Below are 19087 nucleotides of genomic sequence, written 5' to 3'. Positions count from 1 at the left end.
GGTAACCCCCTCCCTCTTGGCCTGTCACAGAAATGTGGCGGTAGCCGGACTATTCTTACAGATCAACGGCCGCGACAGAAACACCGAACGAACAACGCACGGCATCAAATTTAGAGGGGCTAGACCCCGGAAGCGCTGTTTCCTGCACGCCCTGCAGCACACCGGCAGGTTCTGCAATAAAGGTGCGCTCCACCCGTCCTGCCTGTAAAATCACGACATGACAGATCAGCCCGTCAGGCCCTTCAACGGCGGCATATCCCTCGCATCGCTCTTGAGGGATCTTCAGCGGAACAAGAAATGAAGGACGCTCCGCTTCGTCATCAGGTGAGAACATGGCCCCGAAAGCAGCGATCATCCGCAGGCTTTCGGCAATGTCCTCGAAACGGATCCGGCAGCGGGCAGCAGCATCGCCTTCAATCGCGACAGGTGTACGGATTCGAACACCCGAATACGCTTCCATGGACTGGCGCAGATCGGCTCCCCGTCCGCAGCTCCGACCAATTGCTCCACCCAGCACGAGAGCATCAGCCAGAGACCTCGGCACCACACCCTCTCCGACCAGACCCGATGTCACGACGCCGGTTGCCTGCCAGAGCGCCTGAATATCGAGAAAATCCCCCGTTCCGAAGACGGCAATTTCCTCACACAGGGTTCGAAGCCCGTCCAGAACGACATCTTCAGGAAGTTGCTCATACCCGGAAATGGCAAGCGTAACGCCACCCGGCACCACGCAGTCGAGTAACAGACGCCGCCCTATGGCCGCCTGACAGACACGGGAGAGAATATCGCGCGCTTTATAAAGCCGGGTCGCCAGCATTTCCGCACCCGCAGCATCCGCCGTTCGCGCCAGACTGGTGAGATGTGTGTGAATCCTCTCGATTTCACACAGCATTGCCCGGATATGCCCAATCATCGGCGCGATCGTCGTACCCATCGCCTGCTCGACAGCAGCGCTGAAGGCCCATTGATGCGCCACACTCGCGCCCACATGGATTCGCCCACTCAGGGCCGCTGCCTCGGTAAGCGAGACACCAGCCATCCGCGCTTCCATCCCCCGATGCGCAAAGCCGGTCAGCGCTTCGACAGTGCGGACCCGTTCATTGGCGACACCGAGACGAAAATGTACGGGCCCCTCAGATCCACCGGATGCCGGTCCACGGGAAAAGACCATCCCCTGCGCGGCAACCACCGGGTCAGGCGCAGCAAACTCTGGCATATCGGTCATCCCTGAAGTGGGGACCGGGCGTTCCGACAAGGGCGCTGTTACCGTCCATGCGCCACGATCGACCAATGGCCGCGTGTCTGCCGCATCCATGGCCTCGACGCCCCAGAGATCGCGGATCATGCGTTCGAATGGCGCAGCACGGTGACGGATAGCTGAAAAACCACGATAGCGTGGACCATCCAGCACCAGAGACGCCATAAGCGGCCTGAGTCCAACCTCGCCTCCCGGCACGCCATCATTGAAAAAAGCGTGCACTGCCTTGCCGTCACACCAGAGCCCCAGCAGAACCGCCGGATCGTCACGTAGGCATTCCACCAGATCGAACCATGCGTCTTCAGTTAGTTCGAAGCGCCATGCCGTTTCGGTCTTCTGACCGTTGCGAATGAGGGTCCGCACAGTGGGTCTGGACGGCTCCTGCGTCACAAGAGCCCCACCTCCGAACAGAATGGGCGGAATACTCATGGCCGTCCCTCCCTGTTGACGGGCTTTGCGCCACTGACTTTGGGAAGCGCTACTCTGGACGGAAACAGCCGGACACCGGGGCGCAACGCAGGCCATGCCGCCGCAATCAGCAGCAGAGCGAGCGGCAGGGATGTCCCCGCTACCAGCATTACCGCCAGAAGAAGCGCTGCGAATCCCGGCAGAAGAAACGCTTGATCCGCCAACAGCGTTACGCGGGAATTCGGCTTTCCGGACAGCGAAAGCCAAGGCGTGGCGACAAGTGGACCGAATACAGCCAGATCAGCCACCAGAGGATGGGCAAGACCTGCTGAGACGGCGGCAAGCCCCATCGAAGCCTGTGTCAGCAGGGAAGTCGCCTGTGCGGATCTCAGTCTGAGACGCACAGCTGCGAGCGCGAGTGTCGCAAGGCCGGACGCAAAGAACAGTCCTCTAAGACCCAATACAGTGACTGGCGGCAGAGGGAATGTCACCAGCAATGCCACCACGGCCAGTGTTGCGGCATTGGCTCTCAGGATTTCCGATGCGTCGCCTGCCCGGTCTGTCCGTGTTGCGCTCAGAGACAGCGTGCAGGGAAACAGGCTGGCGAGCAGGCAGAATCCACATCCCGCCAGCATCCCCTCAATGATCGGATCAGGGTGCAGAAATCCACTACAGACCAAAAGAGCCCCCGTGGCGGCCCGACGGAGAGTGTTCCAGCCCGCAAGCGCACGACCTGCGCCTGTATTAAGCAGAATGACACTCAAAACAGGAGCTGACAGCAGCATGGCCGCACGAGCAACGGGCTCCGAAAGCATCATCGCGAGGGCCAGCAGTCCGGTAGTCCAGAACGGAACGGCGTCCCGCGCCACCAGAGCACGCTCTTCCTCAGGCAGCGGTGGCGCAAAGCACTGCGACACCAGACTGACATGCAGAAGCAGACACCCAACCGTCGCCAGAGGCGCTTCGATCATCCATCCCAGTTCAACACCCTGCCCGGTTGCCGCCAGATAGAGCGAGAGTGGCACGTTGAGTGCAGCCAGCGCCACCGCGACAAGGGAGAAGTTAGCAGCAAGCTGGGAGAATCGGCTTTGCGTCTCCTCATCGCCCGTCCGACTTTCAGGGCCAAAGGCGGCAATGATCGCACCGGCAAGAAATGGCCAGACAAGGCCGAGGAACAGGATGATATCCGCTGCAATAAGCATCAGAACCCGCCCTCCCCGCGCTCTGTGGATTTCAGTCGCAGAAGGGAGAGGCGCCGCACCAGCCAGGTTCCGGCTCCGGCAAGCAACAGAACGCACACACCGATGAGCCAACCCGCATAAGGATTGCGAATGTTGGCCGCTGTCAGCAGCAATCCGTCACAGGCCGTCAGAAGTCCGGCCAGCTGATAGCGTGCGCCAGACCGCAGAGACAGCGTGGCCAGACCGATAAAGGTCACACCAAGCGCCACCGTTACGACTGCCGCGTCGATTGGAATAAACGGAGCAGCGAGAAGCGCGGGGTTCTGAAGCATGTCCTCGGACGGAAGACTGAGGCTGCCCGCAATCAGCAACGCCAGAGAGAGAATGACTGCCCCGGCCACACGCGACGGAGCCGCTTCATCCGTATAGCGCCCCAACCACCATGCCGGACCAATCGAGAGAATCAGCGCGCTCCCCGCCGCAAACAGGATGACGGCGGGAAGTGGTTCCGGCGTCACATGACGCAGGAGCAGGATGGAAAGGGCGGTCAGAAGTCCCGTCACCGGCGTCACCATCAGACCGGCGAGGAGCGTTAACAGAGCCAGCAGCGGCAGAAGGGCAAGCGCGAGCGTCATCGTTTTTCGATATCCGTTCGACGGGTGGCAGGGTGTACCGAAGGTGCTTTTTCTGAAACGCGATTTTCCTCAGGCATCACGCCAACAGGCGGCATCAGACGGGCAGCGGTCATCAACTGAAGCGCCAGCACCGCCAGCAGCAACGCGGAGGCCGCCCGCAGACGCACCGCTGCCAGATCACCAAGCGCAAAGGCCCGCCCAGTCGCAAGAATGATCGCCAGAAGAAAACTGCGTAACAACCAGCACAGCACGCCGAGCGCCAGCGCACCGCAGCCACTCAGAAAGGAAGGGCTATCAAGAACCGAGGCCAGCGAACCGGGCCACATGAGATCACCGGCCAGAGTGAGCCATGTCAGAGCCGCGATGTCCCGCGACAGCATCAGAAGCGCCCCATCGCTTCCCGGCTCTTCGGAATCGGACTTCTCCACCGGATCGACAGCCGCCAGCATGGCCGCGCCAGCCAGCACGAAGGGCGCGCCTTCCACAAACGGATTTTCATGATTCATGCCCGTCAGCACGGAAGCAAGGTCGGTGGTCGCTCCGGCGCTGAACAGCAGCGCCACCAGCAGAAACAGACAAGGCAGCACCAACGCCAGAGCGACAGCCCGTCCGAATGCGAGTGTGGCGCGTTCCGCAGGCTGGGCCAGTCCCGGCAGCAAAGCGGTGAAACGGGCCAGCACCAGCAGCAGTCCCACGAGTAGCAGATCAGACCACGAACGGGTCAAAAGCCCCTGAGTGAAGGCAGGCACAAACAGGGCTGCGCATACGGCGGCGGCCAGAGAAAACGGCGCGACAATCCCGGTGATCATCCCCGCGACCAGTGGAGGCGCATCGCTCTGCTGAACCGGCGGAACCTGTCCTAATTCACGACCAATGACGAACCACCGACGCAGCACAGGCGGTGCTGGAACGCCCGCCATCCGTGCCGAGATAAAACGGCGAAACCCGCTCAGAAGCGGCCCGACAAACACTATCAGCGCCAGTTGCAGCCCTGTCAGCAGAACGGAAAGAACGATCTGGAGAAGGGTCATGACAGCAACGCCGAGAGGGAAGCCACCAGAACAAGCACGACAGCAGTCGCATGATCCGCAAAAGGAGCCGTTTTCCGGAGCGCCTGTCGGAGGCGGTGCAAGCCGCGCGCACCAAGACGCAGCATCCGGAAGCGGGACATGATCCTGCATCGTCCCCGCAGGAACAGCACTGACCTCAGTGAGGACGGTGCCATATCGACACCCGACCAGATCAACGGTTCACCAAATGGGAGCCACGGCGCTCGCGTTGTCAGCCCACCCAGCCAAGGTGTCGTCTCGCCGACGTGAGTGTCAGGCAGTATCTCGCGTTTCAGCACGGGAGCATGGGTTCGCGAACGAAGAACCTGTTGCTGCGCCAGCCGGATGATCAGCACGATCAGCAACAGAAGCGCCGTAACGCCAACAGGCATCCATGACGACAGCCCATCCGGCGCAACCAGCGTAAAGAAAGGCTGTACTGTCACACGCGGCGCGCCCGTCAATTGTTGCAGGACAGGTTCAGCCAGACGCAGCACACCGCCCGGCACAAACCCGGCCACAACGGCGAACAGGAGCGCACCAGAAACCGGCACCAAAGCAGGCCAGATCGCATCCGGGCAGGCCGCCATGCGGGGACTGCGTGCGCTACCCAGCAAGAGAAGCGCCGCCAGTCTCAGTGCTGCCAGCCCGGTCAGCGCAACAAGCACACCAAGAGCCAGCAGGAAAGCCAGTGACGGCAGGGCCGCGGTGAAGCCATCCGGCAGCAGACCAAGAGCCGTTTCAACCAGCAGCCACAGGATGGTGAAACCACTGGCTGGGGGCAGAAAGGTAAGAATCAGTAGTGTTATGGCGAACAAGCCTGCCAGTCGGGGCGCAAACAGGAGCAGACCGCCCAGACGACCGAGATGATCTGACCCCGCGCCTTCTGCGACCAGACCACCAGTGCGCAGAAACGCAATGGCGACGGGCCAGAGCGTCACCAGCCCAAGCACCAGCGTGCAGGCTGCGGCATGCGCTGTCAGAGCGGAACCGGAAGCACCCGCGAGCAGCAACAACCCAATCGAGGTGATGCTCAGCGCGACAGGCAACCCAGCCAGCCCCGCATTCGCAATGCACCCTTTTCGTGTGGTGAGAGCAGAAGCCACGCGCACGAACGCCAGCAGCATCCCACCGGCAATTAGCGTCGCAGTCATGGCGGGCGTAATCACGGTGTCGGGCCTGAGAAGAACACGACAAAGCAGCAGCAGACCACAGCCGGATTCCAGCATCGGGGCGACCGCAAAGTCCGGCTGCCGACGTCCCGCTCCTGCCGCGCAGGCCAGAGCGGCGGCTATAGCTATCCACTCGGCACCGTGAGGCACACCGGGCGCGCAGGCTGCCGCGAAAAGTAGAGTCCGCAGACACCCGGCGGATGCTTTCTGACGTTCCGGAAGCGCCAGCATCAGCGCCAGACAGCCCGTTACCATCAGAGCAGCGGCATCATTGGCGAAGGTGGCCAGACACGCGACCGCACAGGCGAGCGGAAGGCGGCCTCCGGGTCTGATCCATCGCTCCGAACAGCAACCGAGAATGGTGAACACCACCAGAAACAGGCAACCGAGCGGGTCCAGCGTGAAGAACGGCAGAACGGAACGCGCATCACCCGCGCTCCATGGCAGCACGATCAGCGCACCCAATGCCGCGACCAGCCACATCGCCTGACAGGCCAGCCGCTGCTGTCCCGGAGGCAACCCGATCCATCGCTCGGCCGTGGCCGAAAGCAGGCTGGCGAGGATGACCGGCAACAGGATGAGGATCGTCAGGATGGGGAAATGTCCTGCATGATGCGAACCGACGCGATGCTATACGGGCAATCAAACCCGCAGGGAGAGTCTCAGGCTTTCTTCATCGCCCACGGGGGTGCCGCCTTGCCGGTCGCGGCACGCTTTCCGACCCACGGTTCAAGTTCGGCAAAGCTGCGCACCCGCACCGCGCCCGGCCAGAGCAACCCTTCCTCCGCACTGAACACGACAGCCTGACGCAGACCGAGTTTCGCGCCGCCGTCCGGGTATTTCTGGAGCGTGACGCCCAGTCCCTTCGTCATGACGGGAAGCTGATCGACGGGGAAGACGAGCAGACGCTTGTCGCCGCCATAGACCGCGACCTGATCGCCCTGCGCCGGGATGCAGAGGCGCGCGCTTTCGTCGCCCTTGAGATTGAGCACCTGCTTGCCGCTGCGCTTCTCGGCGGCGAAGTCGGTGTCGGCCACGATCATGCCGCGTCCGACGCTGGAGGCGACAAGGCGCTTCTTGCCGTCCTCAATGACGAACACGGAGAGGATATCCTCGTCGTTCGACAGATCCATTAGCAGGCGCACGGGCTGGCCGTCGCCGCGGCCACGCGGAAGGTCGCCAGCATTGACGGTATAGGCGCGACCGTCCGTGGCGAAGAAGCAGATACGGTCAGTGCTCTGGCAGGGCAGCGCGAGGAGGAGGCTGTCGCCTTCCTTGAATTTCTGGGCGCTGGCGTCGATGCCGTGGCCTTTCACCGCACGAACCCAGCCCTTTTCCGACAGGATCATAGTCAGCGGTTCACGCTCGACCAGCGTGGCGGCGGACAGGTCGATCTGCGGAGGCGGCGCGCCAAGCGTGCTGCGACGAGCGCCCAGTGCTCCGGAGCCGAAGTTCTTGCCAATCTCCTTCACCTCGGCGGCGATGCGGGACCAGCGGAGTTTCTCATCGCCCAGCAGAGCGCGGAGTTCGTCGCGTTCGGCGGAGAGAGCCGTGTGCTCCTTGCGGATCTCGATCTCTTCCAGCTTGCGCAGGCTGCGCAGGCGCATGTTGAGAACGGCTTCGGCCTGCATTTCGGTGAGGTTGAAGGTCGCCATCAGGCTGGCCTTGGCATCGTCTTCCTCGCGGATGATGCGGATCACCTCATCAAGGTTGAGATAGACGGCGAGGAAGCCTTCGAGGATTTCGAGGCGCTTCTCGACGGCGGCGAGACGATGGGCGCTGCGGCGTTCCAGCACTTCGTGGCGGTGGTCGAGCCATGCCTGCAACACGGAACGCAGATCCAGCACGCCCGGCGCACGGTCCGGGCCGATGACGTTCATGTTGAGCGAGAAGCGGCTTTCGAGCTGGGTTGCCTTGAACAGCGTCTCCATGAGCACTTCCGGCTCGATGGTGCGGTTTCTCGGTTCCAGCACGAGGCGGATATCAGACGAGCTTTCATCGCGGATATCGGCCAGCAGCGGCAGTTTCTTCTGCACCAGCAGATCGGCGATCTGCTCGATCAGGCGGGATTTCTGCACCTGATAGGGGATTTCGGTGACCACCACCTGCCATGTGCCGAAGCGCCCCTGCTCGGTCTGCCAGCGGGAGCGAATGCGAAAGCCGCCACGTCCGGTCTCATACGCCTTCAGGATGGCGTCCGAATCCTCGACGATAATGCCGCCTGTCGGGAAGTCCGGTCCGGGCATGTGCTGGAGGAGTTCAGCCACGGTGGCGTCGGGCTTGCGGATCAGCAGGCCAGCAGCGGCGCAGATTTCACCGGCGTTGTGCGGCGGAATGCTGGTGGCCATGCCGACGGCGATTCCCGCAGCACCATTGGCGAGCAGATTCGGAAAGGCGGCGGGCAGAACGACCGGCTCGGCATCCTCGCCATCATAGGTGGGGCGGAAATCGACGGCGTCGTCATTGATGCCTTCGAGCAGCGCCTGCGCGACCTTGGTCAGACGGGCTTCGGTGTATCGCATGGCGGCGGCATTATCGCCGTCCACCGAACCGAAATTGCCCTGCCCTTCCACGAGCGGGAATCGGACGGCGAAATCCTGCGCAAGCCGCACGAGCGCTTCGTAGACCGAGGCGTCACCATGCGGGTGATATTTACCGATCACGTCACCAACGACACGTGCACACTTTTTAAACCCGGATGCGGGATCAAGGCGAAGCTGGTGCATGGCGAAGATAAGACGGCGATGCACTGGCTTGAGACCGTCCCGCACGTCCGGCAACGAGCGGGACATGATTGTCGACAGCGCGTAAGCCAGATACCGCTCGCTCAGGGCGTCGGTAAGTCGGGTGTCCTCGATATGGCCTGCGAACGTGTCACTCATGTCCTGTGTCCTCCGTCGTGCGCACCCATAACGGAGAGATACGCTTTGGCCAACGTCCTGACCGGTTTTTCACGCCGTCCGGCATTTCGATTTGCCTCTCTTTTTGCCGTGCTGAGCGGCCTTGCCGCCTGTTCACCGGCTGATCGCTACCTCCGGACCGGTGAACAACTCGCTTACAGCGGCTTTACCGCTCATCCGGCGGACACCACAGCCCGTTATGAGCTCATGAACATTCTGCCCGCAGGCATGCTGACCTATCGGCCCACCAGCACTGGCCCTGTGTATCTCTACGCTGACCGCATCGGTTGTGGCTGTGTCTATATGGGCAGTCAGGCTGCTTTCGTCGATTATTCGCACAAAACCATGAAGGGCATACCGAGTCAGGCCGCCATGACCGCGGAAATCAATCAGCATCCCGGCTGGGACTGGACCGTCTGGTCAGAAAGCGCTGATCCGGGTCCCAATCAGCCAAAGCATGTCATTGGCGCTGAGTGGTAAGCGCTCTCCACACGGAGAGAACCAGCCATTTCAGACTTCTGGCTGGCAGATCCTTGTCCTTTTTCGGGCAAAAGAACCATTAAAATAAGAAACTGAGGGATTTCCGCTCAGATTGCCTTTTGTTTGACCGGATTCAGGTTTTATAAATCATGACAAAATTTTACATCTGAACACAGGCAGGTTCATGCCAGAAAACCACAGCAATCCGAGCAATTCCCTGACACTGGCGCGCACCCTGCATGTCGTTCGCAAAGGTGACGTCCCCCCCATTATCTCGTTGCCTCCTCATTGTATCCCGGCCTCGGAAGAAGCTGCCTACGAGGTGCAGAATCACGTCGCCGCCCTGAATGGCCCTGTGCGCGGCTGGAAGGTCGGCGCGGCAGGACCGGATGCAGAACCTTCCGCCGCTCCGCTTCACGCTGAAACATTATTTGCGGATGGTGCCGTTATCCCGGCGGATTTCTTTCATCATCGTGGCGTGGAAGCAGAAATTGCCTATCGTTTCGACAGGGCCGTAGGTCCAGATCTGAGTCCGGATGCCGTTCTGGCAGCTGTCGGCAGCGTGCATCCAGCTATCGAAGTGGTGGACACACGTTTTATCAAACCCGGCTCCCAGTCCCGGCTGGTGCATATGGCCGATCAGCAGAACCACGGCGCCCTTATTCTGGGTCCGGCTTTTTCCGACTGGCGCCATTTCGATCCTGCGCAGGAAAAATTTGTGATGAGGGTCGATCACCGCCGTGTATCCGAACAGGTCGGCGGCAATGCAGCAGGTGATCTGACACGGTTACTGGTCTGGCTGGCCGGTCATGCAGCCCGGCGTGGACTGCCTATCGAAACGGGAACGGTTGTGACGACAGGCTCACTCTCGGGTGCATTTTTTGTGCCTCATCGGACGCATGTAAGCGTACAGTTCGATACGCTCGGCACCGTCACTGCCTTTCTGGAATAATATTCAATTTCTTCCGGGTTATTTTTACACGGTAAAACCTGACTGTGCCTGTCCGCCCCATCTGACATCATGATTGAAAGGGACTTAAGAGGTCCCTCCCCATACTCAATCAAAGATTCGTCTTTGAAACCATGCGCTTCCATTGAAGCGATAGACCGCGATTGAGATCAGTCCCCTTCCGGCCCCGTCACAAAAGACTGCACAATATCCGCCAGTCTGATTCGTGCTGCGGGCAAAGGACGGTGAAGAGGTCCAAAAACGTCACGCGACAGAAAATGCCCTGTCAGACGCAGGCCATCCCGCCAGTCCTCTGGCGTACCAAAATCCGAATCATCAAGCAGAAAACGCGGCAACGGCAAAAGGCGTGAAGCCCATTTTCCAGCCCCCTCCTGAGACACGGCACGTCCGGTACGGGGAGAAACGTAAATCAGGTCGTCCGTCTGTCCTGTAACGGCGCAACAGGACAGGTCCAGCGCGAAACCGAGATCCCGCAGCAGGATCGTCTCCCACCGGATGAGCGTTGAGATTTCAGCATCAACATCCTGCGTGCCGAGCATCGCCAATACCTGAGCGCTGTCCTGACACAGACCGGGATAAGGCTCGCCTTCCGCCAGCGCGCTGTCTGCAACAGCACAAAGAGAAGTCAGGCAGGCAAGGCTGGAGCGCGATGACAGCGCACGGGCAGCATTAGGGCCGGCCATTTCTCCCGTGACTGTCCCGAGCTGCCCCGGAATACGCGTCCGCCACTGGGCCTGCACGAGATTGCCATTCTGCCACGTCGCAGCATTCCGGCGACCAAGGCCGCCTTTGACCAGCCCGTGCGATACGCCCTGAGCCGGTGAAAAAAGATGCACAAGCGCATCAGCCTCCCCAAAGGGAGCAACAGATAAAACAAGGGCGGGTGCTTCCCATTCAAGAGATGCCCCGCCCCCATTCATAATCAGAACGACCTGATCTTAGCTGCCAGCAGCCTTGGCCACTTCAGCAGCGAAGTCATTCTCTTCTTTCTCGATGCCTTCACCGAGCTGATAACGATCAAACCCGACCAGCTTCACACCGGCCTTGGAGAGAACGTCCTTCACGCGGCTCTCGCCGTCATGCACCCAGACCTGCTCAAGAAGAACGACTTCTTCGTAGAACTTGCGGATACGGCCATCGATCATTTTCTCGACAATCGCTTCCGGCTTACCGGAGGCCAGAGCCTGCTCCTTCAGCACGGCGCGCTCACGCTCGACAGCTTCCGGATCAATGCTGCTCACATCAAGAGCAGCCGGACGGGTCGCTGCGACGTGCATGCCAACCTGACGACCCAGAGCCATGATGGCGTCGCTCTCGGACGGTGCCTCGATAGCAGCCAGAACGCCAATCTTGCCAAGGCCCGGCTTCAGGGCGCCGTGGATGTAGGTAGCGACAACGCCCGACGGCACTTCCAGAACGCGTGCGCGACGGATCGACATGTTCTCACCGATCGTGGCGATGAGGTGCGTCAGCTCGTCAGCAACCGTGCGACCGGATGCAACCGTAGCATTCTTGATCTTCTCAAGGTCTTCGCCAGCCGTCAGAGCAGCCTTGGCTACTTCCTCGACAAAACCCTGGAATGCTTCGTTACGGGCAACGAAGTCGGTCTCGGCATTCACCTCAACCATCGCAGCGCGCTTGCCTTCGGAAACAACGCCGATCAGACCTTCAGCGGTTACGCGGCCGGACTTCTTCGCAGCAGCGGCGAGGCCCTTCGTGCGCAGCCAGTCAATGGCGCCTTCGATCTCACCGGCAGCTTCCTTGAGCGCCTTTTTGCAGTCCATCATGCCTGCACCGGTCTTCTCGCGCAGTTCCTTCACGAGGGCAGCAGTGATTTCCGCCATGATTCATATCTCCACAATAGCAGCAAGCACGTCACCCTGCGGGACGTGCTTGCAATCTTTCAGTGGCGGAGTCTGTGGATATGCTCCACGAACTCCCGCCCTTCAATCAACCTGCTTCAGCAGGGGCCGCAGCCGGAGCTTCAGCTGTTTCCTCAACAGCGACAGCCTCGGCAACAGGCAGCTCTTCAGCTGCGCCAAAGTCACGACCCGAAGCGGTCATCTCGGCGGAGATACCGTCGAGAACAGCGCTGGAAACGAGGTTGCAATACAGCTCGATCGCACGGATGGCGTCATCGTTACCCGGGATCGGGTAGGTCACGCCCTCTGGGTTCGAGTTGCTGTCGAGAATGGCGACAACCGGAATGCCAAGCTTGTTGGCTTCTTCGATTGCCAGCTTCTCTTTCGTCGTGTCGATGACGAACAGGATGTCAGGCAGGCCACCCATTTCCTTGATACCACCGAGGGAGCGCTCAAGCTTGTCCTTGTCGCGGGTGATGTCGAGGATTTCCTTTTTCGTCAGACCCTGCGTCTCACCGCCCAGCATGTCTTCGATGTGGCGCAGACGCTTGATGGAGCCCGTGATGGTCTTCCAGTTGGTCAGCATGCCGCCGAGCCAACGATGGTTGACGTAGTACTGGCCGCAACGCTGAGCAGCTTCAGCAACCTGATCGGATGCTGCGCGCTTGGTGCCGACGAACAGAACACGACCACCGCTTGCGACTGTATCACGGATGACCTTCAGGGCGCGGTCAAGCAGAACAACTGTCTGCTGCAGGTCAATGATGTGAACCTGGTTACGCACACCGAACAGGTACGGCGCCATGCGCGGGTTCCAGCGGCGGGTGTGGTGACCAAAGTGGACGCCAGCCTCAAGAAGCTGACGCAGTGTGAAATCAGGCATCGCCATGATTCAGAATCCTTGCGTTCCGGTTGTTCCTCCGCAGCGCACCAAATCCGAAAGAACGGACACCAGTGCGGACGCTGCGTGTGAAGTCCCGTGTCACTGGACACAGGCAGGCGCGGTATGACCATTTTCTGCGAAAAAAGCAACCCTGAAGGTCAGACCGCAATGGAACGGTCACCTTCTGCCCAATCGGACGGAAAACCGCCACTATGATAGTGCAGCGCCCGACCAGCGAATAATCCAGCGCAGAAACCTGATTCCAGTCTCAGCTTTCTGCCTGCAGCGGGACGCCAGAGCGGATCAGCAGCTCTCTCAGATTGCGCACGACCGGGAAGACTTCCACATTGTGGTCGCCGCCGAGTTCTTTCCAGGCCTGCTGCTCCATCTCCACAATCTCCTTGTCTTCCATGAAGATTCGGTTGGTGAAGATGCCCAGTACCGGCCATGCCAGATCGAGCAGGAACTTCCATTTCGGACGTTTGACCGAGAGCAGACCATAGCTCTGCGTTACCGTCTCGTCCTTGCCGAGCGGCACGTAGGCCACCCAGAGATCCATGACGAGGTCGCCATCTTTATCCCTGATCTGCAACGTCTGATAAGGATAGGTCGTGCGAATAGTGACGATTTCATCGACCGGCTGGTCTTTGACATCAATGGTCTTGTCATGCTTGCCGAAGATGAGGCGTTCGGCCAGCGGCTGATCGCCGCCCTTCCGAGCGAAGCTGTAGCTGGCCTCAACAAAGTTCTCGCCTTTGCTCTGCCCCATGAAGCGAGCCGTGATCTGCCCCATCTGTTTCCGGTGCAGGAACTGATGATTCATATCCATCAGATTCTCATGCATGAAGGAGTAATGGCAGTTCACCAGTGGATCGAAGTGCCGCGTCTTAAATTCAGGATTGTCAGCCTGACACGGAACCGGGACCGGAACAGTCTTCGCCAGTTCAGGATCACCGGGGAAAATAAAGATCAGACCGCTACGTTCCTGACAGGGATACGTCTTTACGCCCCGACCAACGCCCGGCTTGTTAAGATAAGGCACCGTGACACAGGAGCCTTTCCGGTCAAATGACCAGCCATGATAACAGCAGCGAACGACGTCCCCATCTACTGTTCCCTTGCTGAGGGGGACCTGCCGATGGGCGCAACGATCCTCAAGCGCATAGATGGGAGAGCCATCGTCAGGACGGACGATTACAATCGGATCACCAGCGAAGCGTGTTGCAAACGCCTTGCCGGGCTTGACCTTTTTGGACCAAGCCACCGGATACCAGAAATCAGGGTTGAGGCCGACACGACGCAGATCGGGACCGGTGCGGTGGTAAAGCTCACTTGTGACTGTCGGAGTTTTCTGCTCCGCGTCACCCTGCACCTCAGCCGCCTGATTTTCCCGGCTTTCCTGCTGTGTCAACATGTCCTGTATTCTCCCGCCTCACCCGCACGACTGCCGATCCAAAGTGCGGCAATACCAATTCACTCTTTTTGGCAACGTGCAATGACAGCGTGAAAGGATCAACCTCCCTCACAACGAATACAAGCCGTCGATCTGCATACCAGCACAACCGGATTGTGTTTCGGCCTTGATATCAATCAATATCCTGCCGCGCTGGAAGCAAGATCAATCAGCTCTGGGACAAACCGTAGAGTGAATACTGCTGCATCATGTGGCTGGTCGGATACTGATCAACCACCTCTCCAGTCGTATTATAGGTTTCGACCACCACAATACCGAGCGCCGGGTCGATATGGGATGCCGGGTTAATCACCGGCAGGGCGTTCAGCCTCGCCGCTGTTGTGGCGGCAGTCGTGGTTTTATTTGCTGACGAACCATTGCGCGCATCGTCATTCATTGAAGACACAATGGGATTCTGCATAGTGGCAGTAGCTGTTGTCGAGATATCCATCCTGCTTCTCCGAGGACAGTCTAGTTATTCAGGATTCAACCTGTGTCATTTTATAGACAATAATGCAACCAAAAGTTGTATCACCTTATCTCGATTGCCGTAATACCAGAAATCATCTTCAGCGCCTGCCCGACAACCGGGCTCAGCCGGTAACCGGTGCGCAGACGCACCTCGAGTTCCTGCGTGTCTGAAATACGCGGCAGTAGAATGACCTTGCCTTTACCACCCTGCTGTCGGGACAGGACCGCCTGAATATCACTGACGGCATCAGCATCCTCAAGCCAGATTCGCATTTCTCCACCGGTCTGGGAGGCCACATCCTCCAGTTCCACAAGATCGGAGGCTGTAATGCGCATCGCCTCCCCTTCCAGTTTCAGATCAGCCGTCACAAGTACGGCGCGACCAGCCACCAGAATGTCCCTGACTCGCCCAAGCACCTCTGAGAACAGTGTCACTTCACAACTTCCGGTTGCGTCTGAAAGCCGCAACCAGGCCATCTTGCTGCCACTCCGAGTTGGACGCTCCTTGCGGTCCACAACACACCCCGCAATCTTGACCCGCATGATGCCACCCTCTGCCGTTGGCAGCAGTTGGGACATGGGAACCACACCCAGCCGCCGCATGACCGGTTTATAGGAATCGAGCGGATGGCCGGTCATATGAAAGCCGATCGCATCCGCTTCGTACGACAGCTTCTCAAACTCGGGCCAGTCCTGCTCCTTTGAGAGATGCAAGGGTTCCGGCTCGGCAGGACCGCCAAACAGCCCCCCCTGCCCACTATTCATCTCCTGCACGCGGGCATGAGCGCGCTTGAGGATCATTTCGATGGCGCTGAACACGCGCGCCCGATTTGGCTCCATTGAGTCGAAAGCCCCAGCGCGCGCGAGGTTCTCGAGCTGCATCTTGTTCAGGTTCTTCGGGTCAACGCGGGCAGCAAAATCCGCGAGGTCACGGAACGGCTTGCCGCCACGCGCTTCCATCAAACCCTGCATGGCGACAAAACCAACCTTCTTCACCGCCGCCAGTGCATAACGAATGGCGAGTGTGCCGTCCTCCTGCTTCTCAACCTTGAAGTCGGCATCGGATTTGTTGATGTCGGGCGGTAACACGCGGATGCCGAGACGCTCCGCTTCCTGACGCAAAGCCGCCAGTTTTTCCGTGCGTTCCCGCGCCAGCGACATACACGCGGCGAGAAACGACACCGGATAGTTCGCCTTCATCCACGCCGTCTGATACGACACCAGAGCGTAGGCGGCGGCATGGGATTTATTGAAGCCGTAGTCAGCGAACTTCGCCATAAGGTCGAAGACTTCGACGGCCTTGTCTTTCGGGATACCGCGACCCGTCGCGCCTTCGGTGAAGATCTCGCGCTGCTTGTCCATTTCGGCGCGGATCTTTTTACCCATTGCACGACGCAGAAGGTCAGCGGCACCGAGGCTGTAACCCGCCATCTTCTGGGCGATCTGCATGACCTGTTCCTGATAGACCATGATGCCATAGGTCTCTTCCAGGATGTCACGGATTTCCTCATGCGGCGGTTCCCATGCCTCGCCGTGTTTGCGCCGACAGTAATCGGGGATGTTGGCCATTGGGCCCGGACGATAGAGCGCCACGGCTGCAATCAGGTCTTCCAGTCGGGTCGGGCGCATCTGTTTGAGGACGTCCCTCATGCCCGCGCCTTCGAACTGGAACACGCCAGCGGTATCGCCGCGTGACAGCATTTCGTAAGTCAGCTTGTCGTCGAGCGGGATTTTCGCAAGATCGACCTCGATGCCGAGTCCTTTCAAGAACCGCACGCCGCGCTGGAGGATAGTCAGCGTGGTCAAACCGAGGAAGTCGAACTTCACCAGTCCCGCCTGTTCAACATATTTCATGTTGAACTGCGTGACGAGCATGTCGCTCTTCGGATCGCGATAGAGCGGGACAAGATCGACAAGTTTACGATCACCGATCACCACGCCGGCGGCATGAGTCGAGGCGTGACGGTAGAGCCCTTCCAGCTGCTGCCCGATTTCCATCAGACGACGCAAAGCCTCGTCCGTATCACGCATTTCCTGAAGTTTTGGCTCGCCGGCGATGGCGTCCTTCAGGGTAGTGGGCTTGGCGGGATTGTTGGGGATCAACTCGGCGACACGGTTGACCATGCCGTAAGGGAGGCCAAGCACACGGCCGACGTCACGAACCGCAGCGCGGGCCTGCAATTTTCCGAACGTGATGATCTGCGCCACGCGATCGCCGCCATATTCACGACGGACGTAGGAGATCACTTCATCGCGGCGGTCCTGACAGAAGTCGATATCGAAGTCAGGCATCGAGACACGTTCCGGATTCAGGAAGCGCTCGAACAGCAGGTTGAACGGAAGCGGGTCGATGTCGGTGATGGTAAGGGCATAGGCCACCAGCGAGCCTGCGCCGGAACCACGCCCCGGCCCCACCGGAATATCATGGGCTTTCGCCCACTGGATGAAGTCAGCAACGATCAGGAAGTAGCCCGGAAATCCCATACGGGAGATGATGTCGAGCTCAAACTCAAGCCGTTCCTTGTAAACCTCACGCGTTTTCTCATCAGCGCTGATAGCAGCGAGACGAAGCTCCAGCCCCTCTCGTGCCATGGCGCGAACGGTTTCGTCTTCAGTCTGGCCCTCGCGCACCTTCGGACAGATTGGCAACAGTGGCTTGCGAGTTTCGACCTTGATGGCACAGCTTTTTGCAATCGCCAGCGTGTTGTCACAGGCGTCCGGCAGATCGGCAAACAGCTTGCGCATGTCGGCGGGCGGCTTGAACCAACACTCTGGCGAGACTTTCCAGCGGTCTTTTTCCGCCATCGTCCGCCCCTGCGCGATGCAGATCAATGCATCATGCGCCTCATGCATCTTCGGCTGAGGGAAAAAGCACTCATTGGTCGCCACAATCGGCAGACGCATCCGGTCAGCAAGCGCCAGCACCCCGGGCTCAACGGCTTCCTCTATCGGGAGACCGAACCGATTGAGCTCCACAACGAGATTCTCGCCAAATCCCTCATGCAACTGAGCCAGCCATGCTTCCGCCTGCTCCTGCTGTCCTTCCGCCAGCATCTGATAGAGCGGACCGCGCGTGCCGCCTGTCAGCAGGAAAAGCCCCTTACTGCGCTCACACAACATATCGAGCGTAACGGTGGGGTCCGCCGTGTCGCCTTCAAGAAACCCTGCGGAGGACAGGAACTGGAGATTCGCCAGCCCTTCCTCATCACGCGCAAGCAATACGATCGGCTCGGAAGGCGCACCCGGCCGATCATCACGCGGCGGCAGGCCGATCTGACAACCAATGATCGGCTGAACCCCCTTCCCCGCACAGTATTGCGAAAATTCCAGCCCACCGAAAAGATTGCCTGTGTCGGTAATGGCGACTGCGGGCATCTCCATGCCTCGGGCCAACGCAACCAGTTCAGGGATGCGGATGGCACCCTGACTGAGGGAATAGGCAGAATGAACGCGGAGATGGACGAAATCGGCGTGTGGCATGAGGGCAGAATAGCATAGCAAGGGCGATTATGGGGAGGCCCGCCTTCCTGCCTCACTATATTCACAAAATTGTTGATCTATAGTGATCGCAACAATATTAATCCTGAAACATTAAACAAGAATGATAAAAACCATGAAAAGAAAAAAATCACTCAACTCTATTGCAAACAGCCTTACTAACACACTCAATGACTGTCGGGACGACTATCCTGAAGCATGCGCTCTGACTGACGATTACATACAGTCCCTCCCCGAAACAAACAGAAGTATCCTGACCAATAACCTGAAAACGCCTGAACTCATCACTTCTGGCATTCTTGTCGCGGGTATGGGTACACTATTTTACACGACAGCCCCGTCAACACTGTTTCCACCATTCTATTCAATTGCAAAAAACATAAATGGATTTGTGCCCTTCTCATGGGCATTCAATACATCTTTCATCATATTTTTCGGATTTGAAGTCGCAAAAATATTTATTACCGCTGACACGGTCAACCAGATAAATATTCAATACCCAATCAAATCACTTCAAAAAATGTGGAAGAAAATAAAGAACAACAAACCACAACCCGATATGACAAAAACAGAAGTTCAGGCAAAAATAACCGCCCTGACTCTCGATTGCGCATGCAGATACCAGAATCATATTCGAGTTCTTTTCTGGTTTGCAAGATTTTGTACAATTCTACAGGGCTTTACAGTCGCAACTGCGGCATTCTCAGCTGGTTGGATCGAGCAGGCACATAAACAATATCCGCACTGCTTTTCTGACGTCATACCGGGAGACCCTGACAAGGCAGGAAAATGTCAGGCCGAGATCACCATGTGGCAGAAACCTCCACCGGAAACCTGTGAGTCCCACCATTGAATTTTTAAGCTCTC

15 protein-coding genes are annotated in these 19087 nt (G+C 58.9%); 3 read left to right on the top strand and 12 right to left on the bottom strand.

All coding sequences use genetic code 11. The annotated features are described in order from the left end of the window. Positions 1 to 55: 55 nt before the first annotated feature. From B3759_RS00175 to parC, 6 genes are all read right to left on the bottom strand, one after another. Entirely contained in the window at positions 56 to 1687 is a 1632-nt protein-coding gene (locus B3759_RS00175; protein WP_291362493.1) for an NADH:ubiquinone oxidoreductase, read from the bottom strand. Then, positions 1684 to 2868: a hypothetical protein gene (locus B3759_RS00170; RefSeq protein WP_291362491.1), complete on the bottom strand. Its 1185-nt coding sequence runs from the start codon at positions 2866 to 2868 to the stop codon at positions 1684 to 1686. Before B3759_RS00170 ends, B3759_RS00175 begins: the two co-directional genes overlap by 4 nt. Further along, the gene (locus tag B3759_RS00165) at positions 2868 to 3482 is read right to left on the bottom strand and encodes a hypothetical protein (RefSeq protein WP_291362489.1); all 615 of its coding nucleotides are present in this window, start codon (positions 3480 to 3482) and stop codon (positions 2868 to 2870) included. The genes B3759_RS00170 and B3759_RS00165 overlap by 1 nt, the downstream gene beginning before the upstream one ends. Further along, positions 3479 to 4513, bottom strand: a complete 1035-nt coding sequence (locus B3759_RS00160; RefSeq protein ID WP_291362487.1) for a hypothetical protein — start codon at positions 4511 to 4513, stop codon at positions 3479 to 3481. The genes B3759_RS00165 and B3759_RS00160 overlap by 4 nt, the downstream gene beginning before the upstream one ends. Then, on the bottom strand, positions 4510 to 6276 hold the full coding sequence (locus B3759_RS00155; protein WP_291362485.1) for a hypothetical protein: 1767 nt from the start codon (positions 6274 to 6276) through the stop codon (positions 4510 to 4512). The genes B3759_RS00160 and B3759_RS00155 overlap by 4 nt, the downstream gene beginning before the upstream one ends. Before the next feature lie 89 nt (positions 6277 to 6365). Next, the gene (gene parC / locus B3759_RS00150) at positions 6366 to 8585 is read right to left on the bottom strand and encodes a DNA topoisomerase IV subunit A (protein ID WP_291362483.1); all 2220 of its coding nucleotides are present in this window, start codon (positions 8583 to 8585) and stop codon (positions 6366 to 6368) included. A gap of 45 nt (positions 8586 to 8630) precedes the next feature. On the opposite strand from parC, the gene B3759_RS00145 reads away from it, so the two are divergent. Both B3759_RS00145 and B3759_RS00140 read left to right on the top strand, forming a co-directional pair. Then, positions 8631 to 9083 carry a hypothetical protein gene (locus B3759_RS00145; protein ID WP_291362481.1) on the top strand — a complete coding sequence of 151 codons (453 nt, stop codon included), beginning with the start codon at positions 8631 to 8633 and terminating at the stop codon, positions 9081 to 9083. A 184-nt stretch (positions 9084 to 9267) separates the two neighbouring features. Further along, complete coding sequence (locus B3759_RS00140) at positions 9268 to 10035, top strand: 2-keto-4-pentenoate hydratase (RefSeq protein ID WP_291362479.1); 768 nt, start codon at positions 9268 to 9270, stop codon at positions 10033 to 10035. Positions 10036 to 10202: 167 nt separating this feature from the next. Here B3759_RS00140 and recO read toward each other — a convergent pair whose 3' ends face one another. From recO to dnaE, 6 genes are all read right to left on the bottom strand, one after another. Next, a complete protein-coding gene (gene recO / locus B3759_RS00135) occupies positions 10203 to 10973 on the bottom strand; it encodes a DNA repair protein RecO (RefSeq protein ID WP_291362477.1) in 771 nt (256 codons plus the stop codon). A gap of 18 nt (positions 10974 to 10991) precedes the next feature. Then, positions 10992 to 11897, bottom strand: coding sequence for a translation elongation factor Ts (gene tsf, locus B3759_RS00130; RefSeq protein ID WP_291362475.1), 906 nt, complete (start codon positions 11895 to 11897; stop codon positions 10992 to 10994). 106 nt (positions 11898 to 12003) lie between these two features. Next, the gene (gene rpsB / locus B3759_RS00125; RefSeq protein WP_291362473.1) at positions 12004 to 12804 is read right to left on the bottom strand and encodes a 30S ribosomal protein S2; all 801 of its coding nucleotides are present in this window, start codon (positions 12802 to 12804) and stop codon (positions 12004 to 12006) included. A 262-nt stretch (positions 12805 to 13066) separates the two neighbouring features. After that, on the bottom strand, positions 13067 to 14212 hold the full coding sequence (locus B3759_RS00120) for an aromatic ring-hydroxylating oxygenase subunit alpha (RefSeq protein WP_291362471.1): 1146 nt from the start codon (positions 14210 to 14212) through the stop codon (positions 13067 to 13069). Between the two features lie 208 nt (positions 14213 to 14420). Continuing rightward, positions 14421 to 14702 (bottom strand): hypothetical protein, encoded by a 282-nt coding sequence (locus B3759_RS00115; protein WP_291362469.1) that lies wholly within the window; start codon positions 14700 to 14702, stop codon positions 14421 to 14423. An 80-nt stretch (positions 14703 to 14782) separates the two neighbouring features. Further along, positions 14783 to 18202: a DNA polymerase III subunit alpha gene (gene dnaE / locus B3759_RS00110; RefSeq protein WP_291362467.1), complete on the bottom strand. Its 3420-nt coding sequence runs from the start codon at positions 18200 to 18202 to the stop codon at positions 14783 to 14785. A gap of 133 nt (positions 18203 to 18335) precedes the next feature. Between dnaE and B3759_RS00105 the strand changes: the two genes are divergently transcribed. Continuing rightward, the gene (locus B3759_RS00105) at positions 18336 to 19073 is read left to right on the top strand and encodes a hypothetical protein (RefSeq protein ID WP_291362466.1); all 738 of its coding nucleotides are present in this window, start codon (positions 18336 to 18338) and stop codon (positions 19071 to 19073) included. Positions 19074 to 19087: the final 14 nt, after the last annotated feature.

The organism is Acetobacter sp. UBA5411 (genome assembly GCF_002409645.1).
Lineage (GTDB): Bacteria > Pseudomonadota > Alphaproteobacteria > Acetobacterales > Acetobacteraceae > Acetobacter.
The sequence above is the reverse complement of the archived record's forward strand: the minus strand, read 5'-3'. Positions and strand labels throughout refer to the sequence as shown.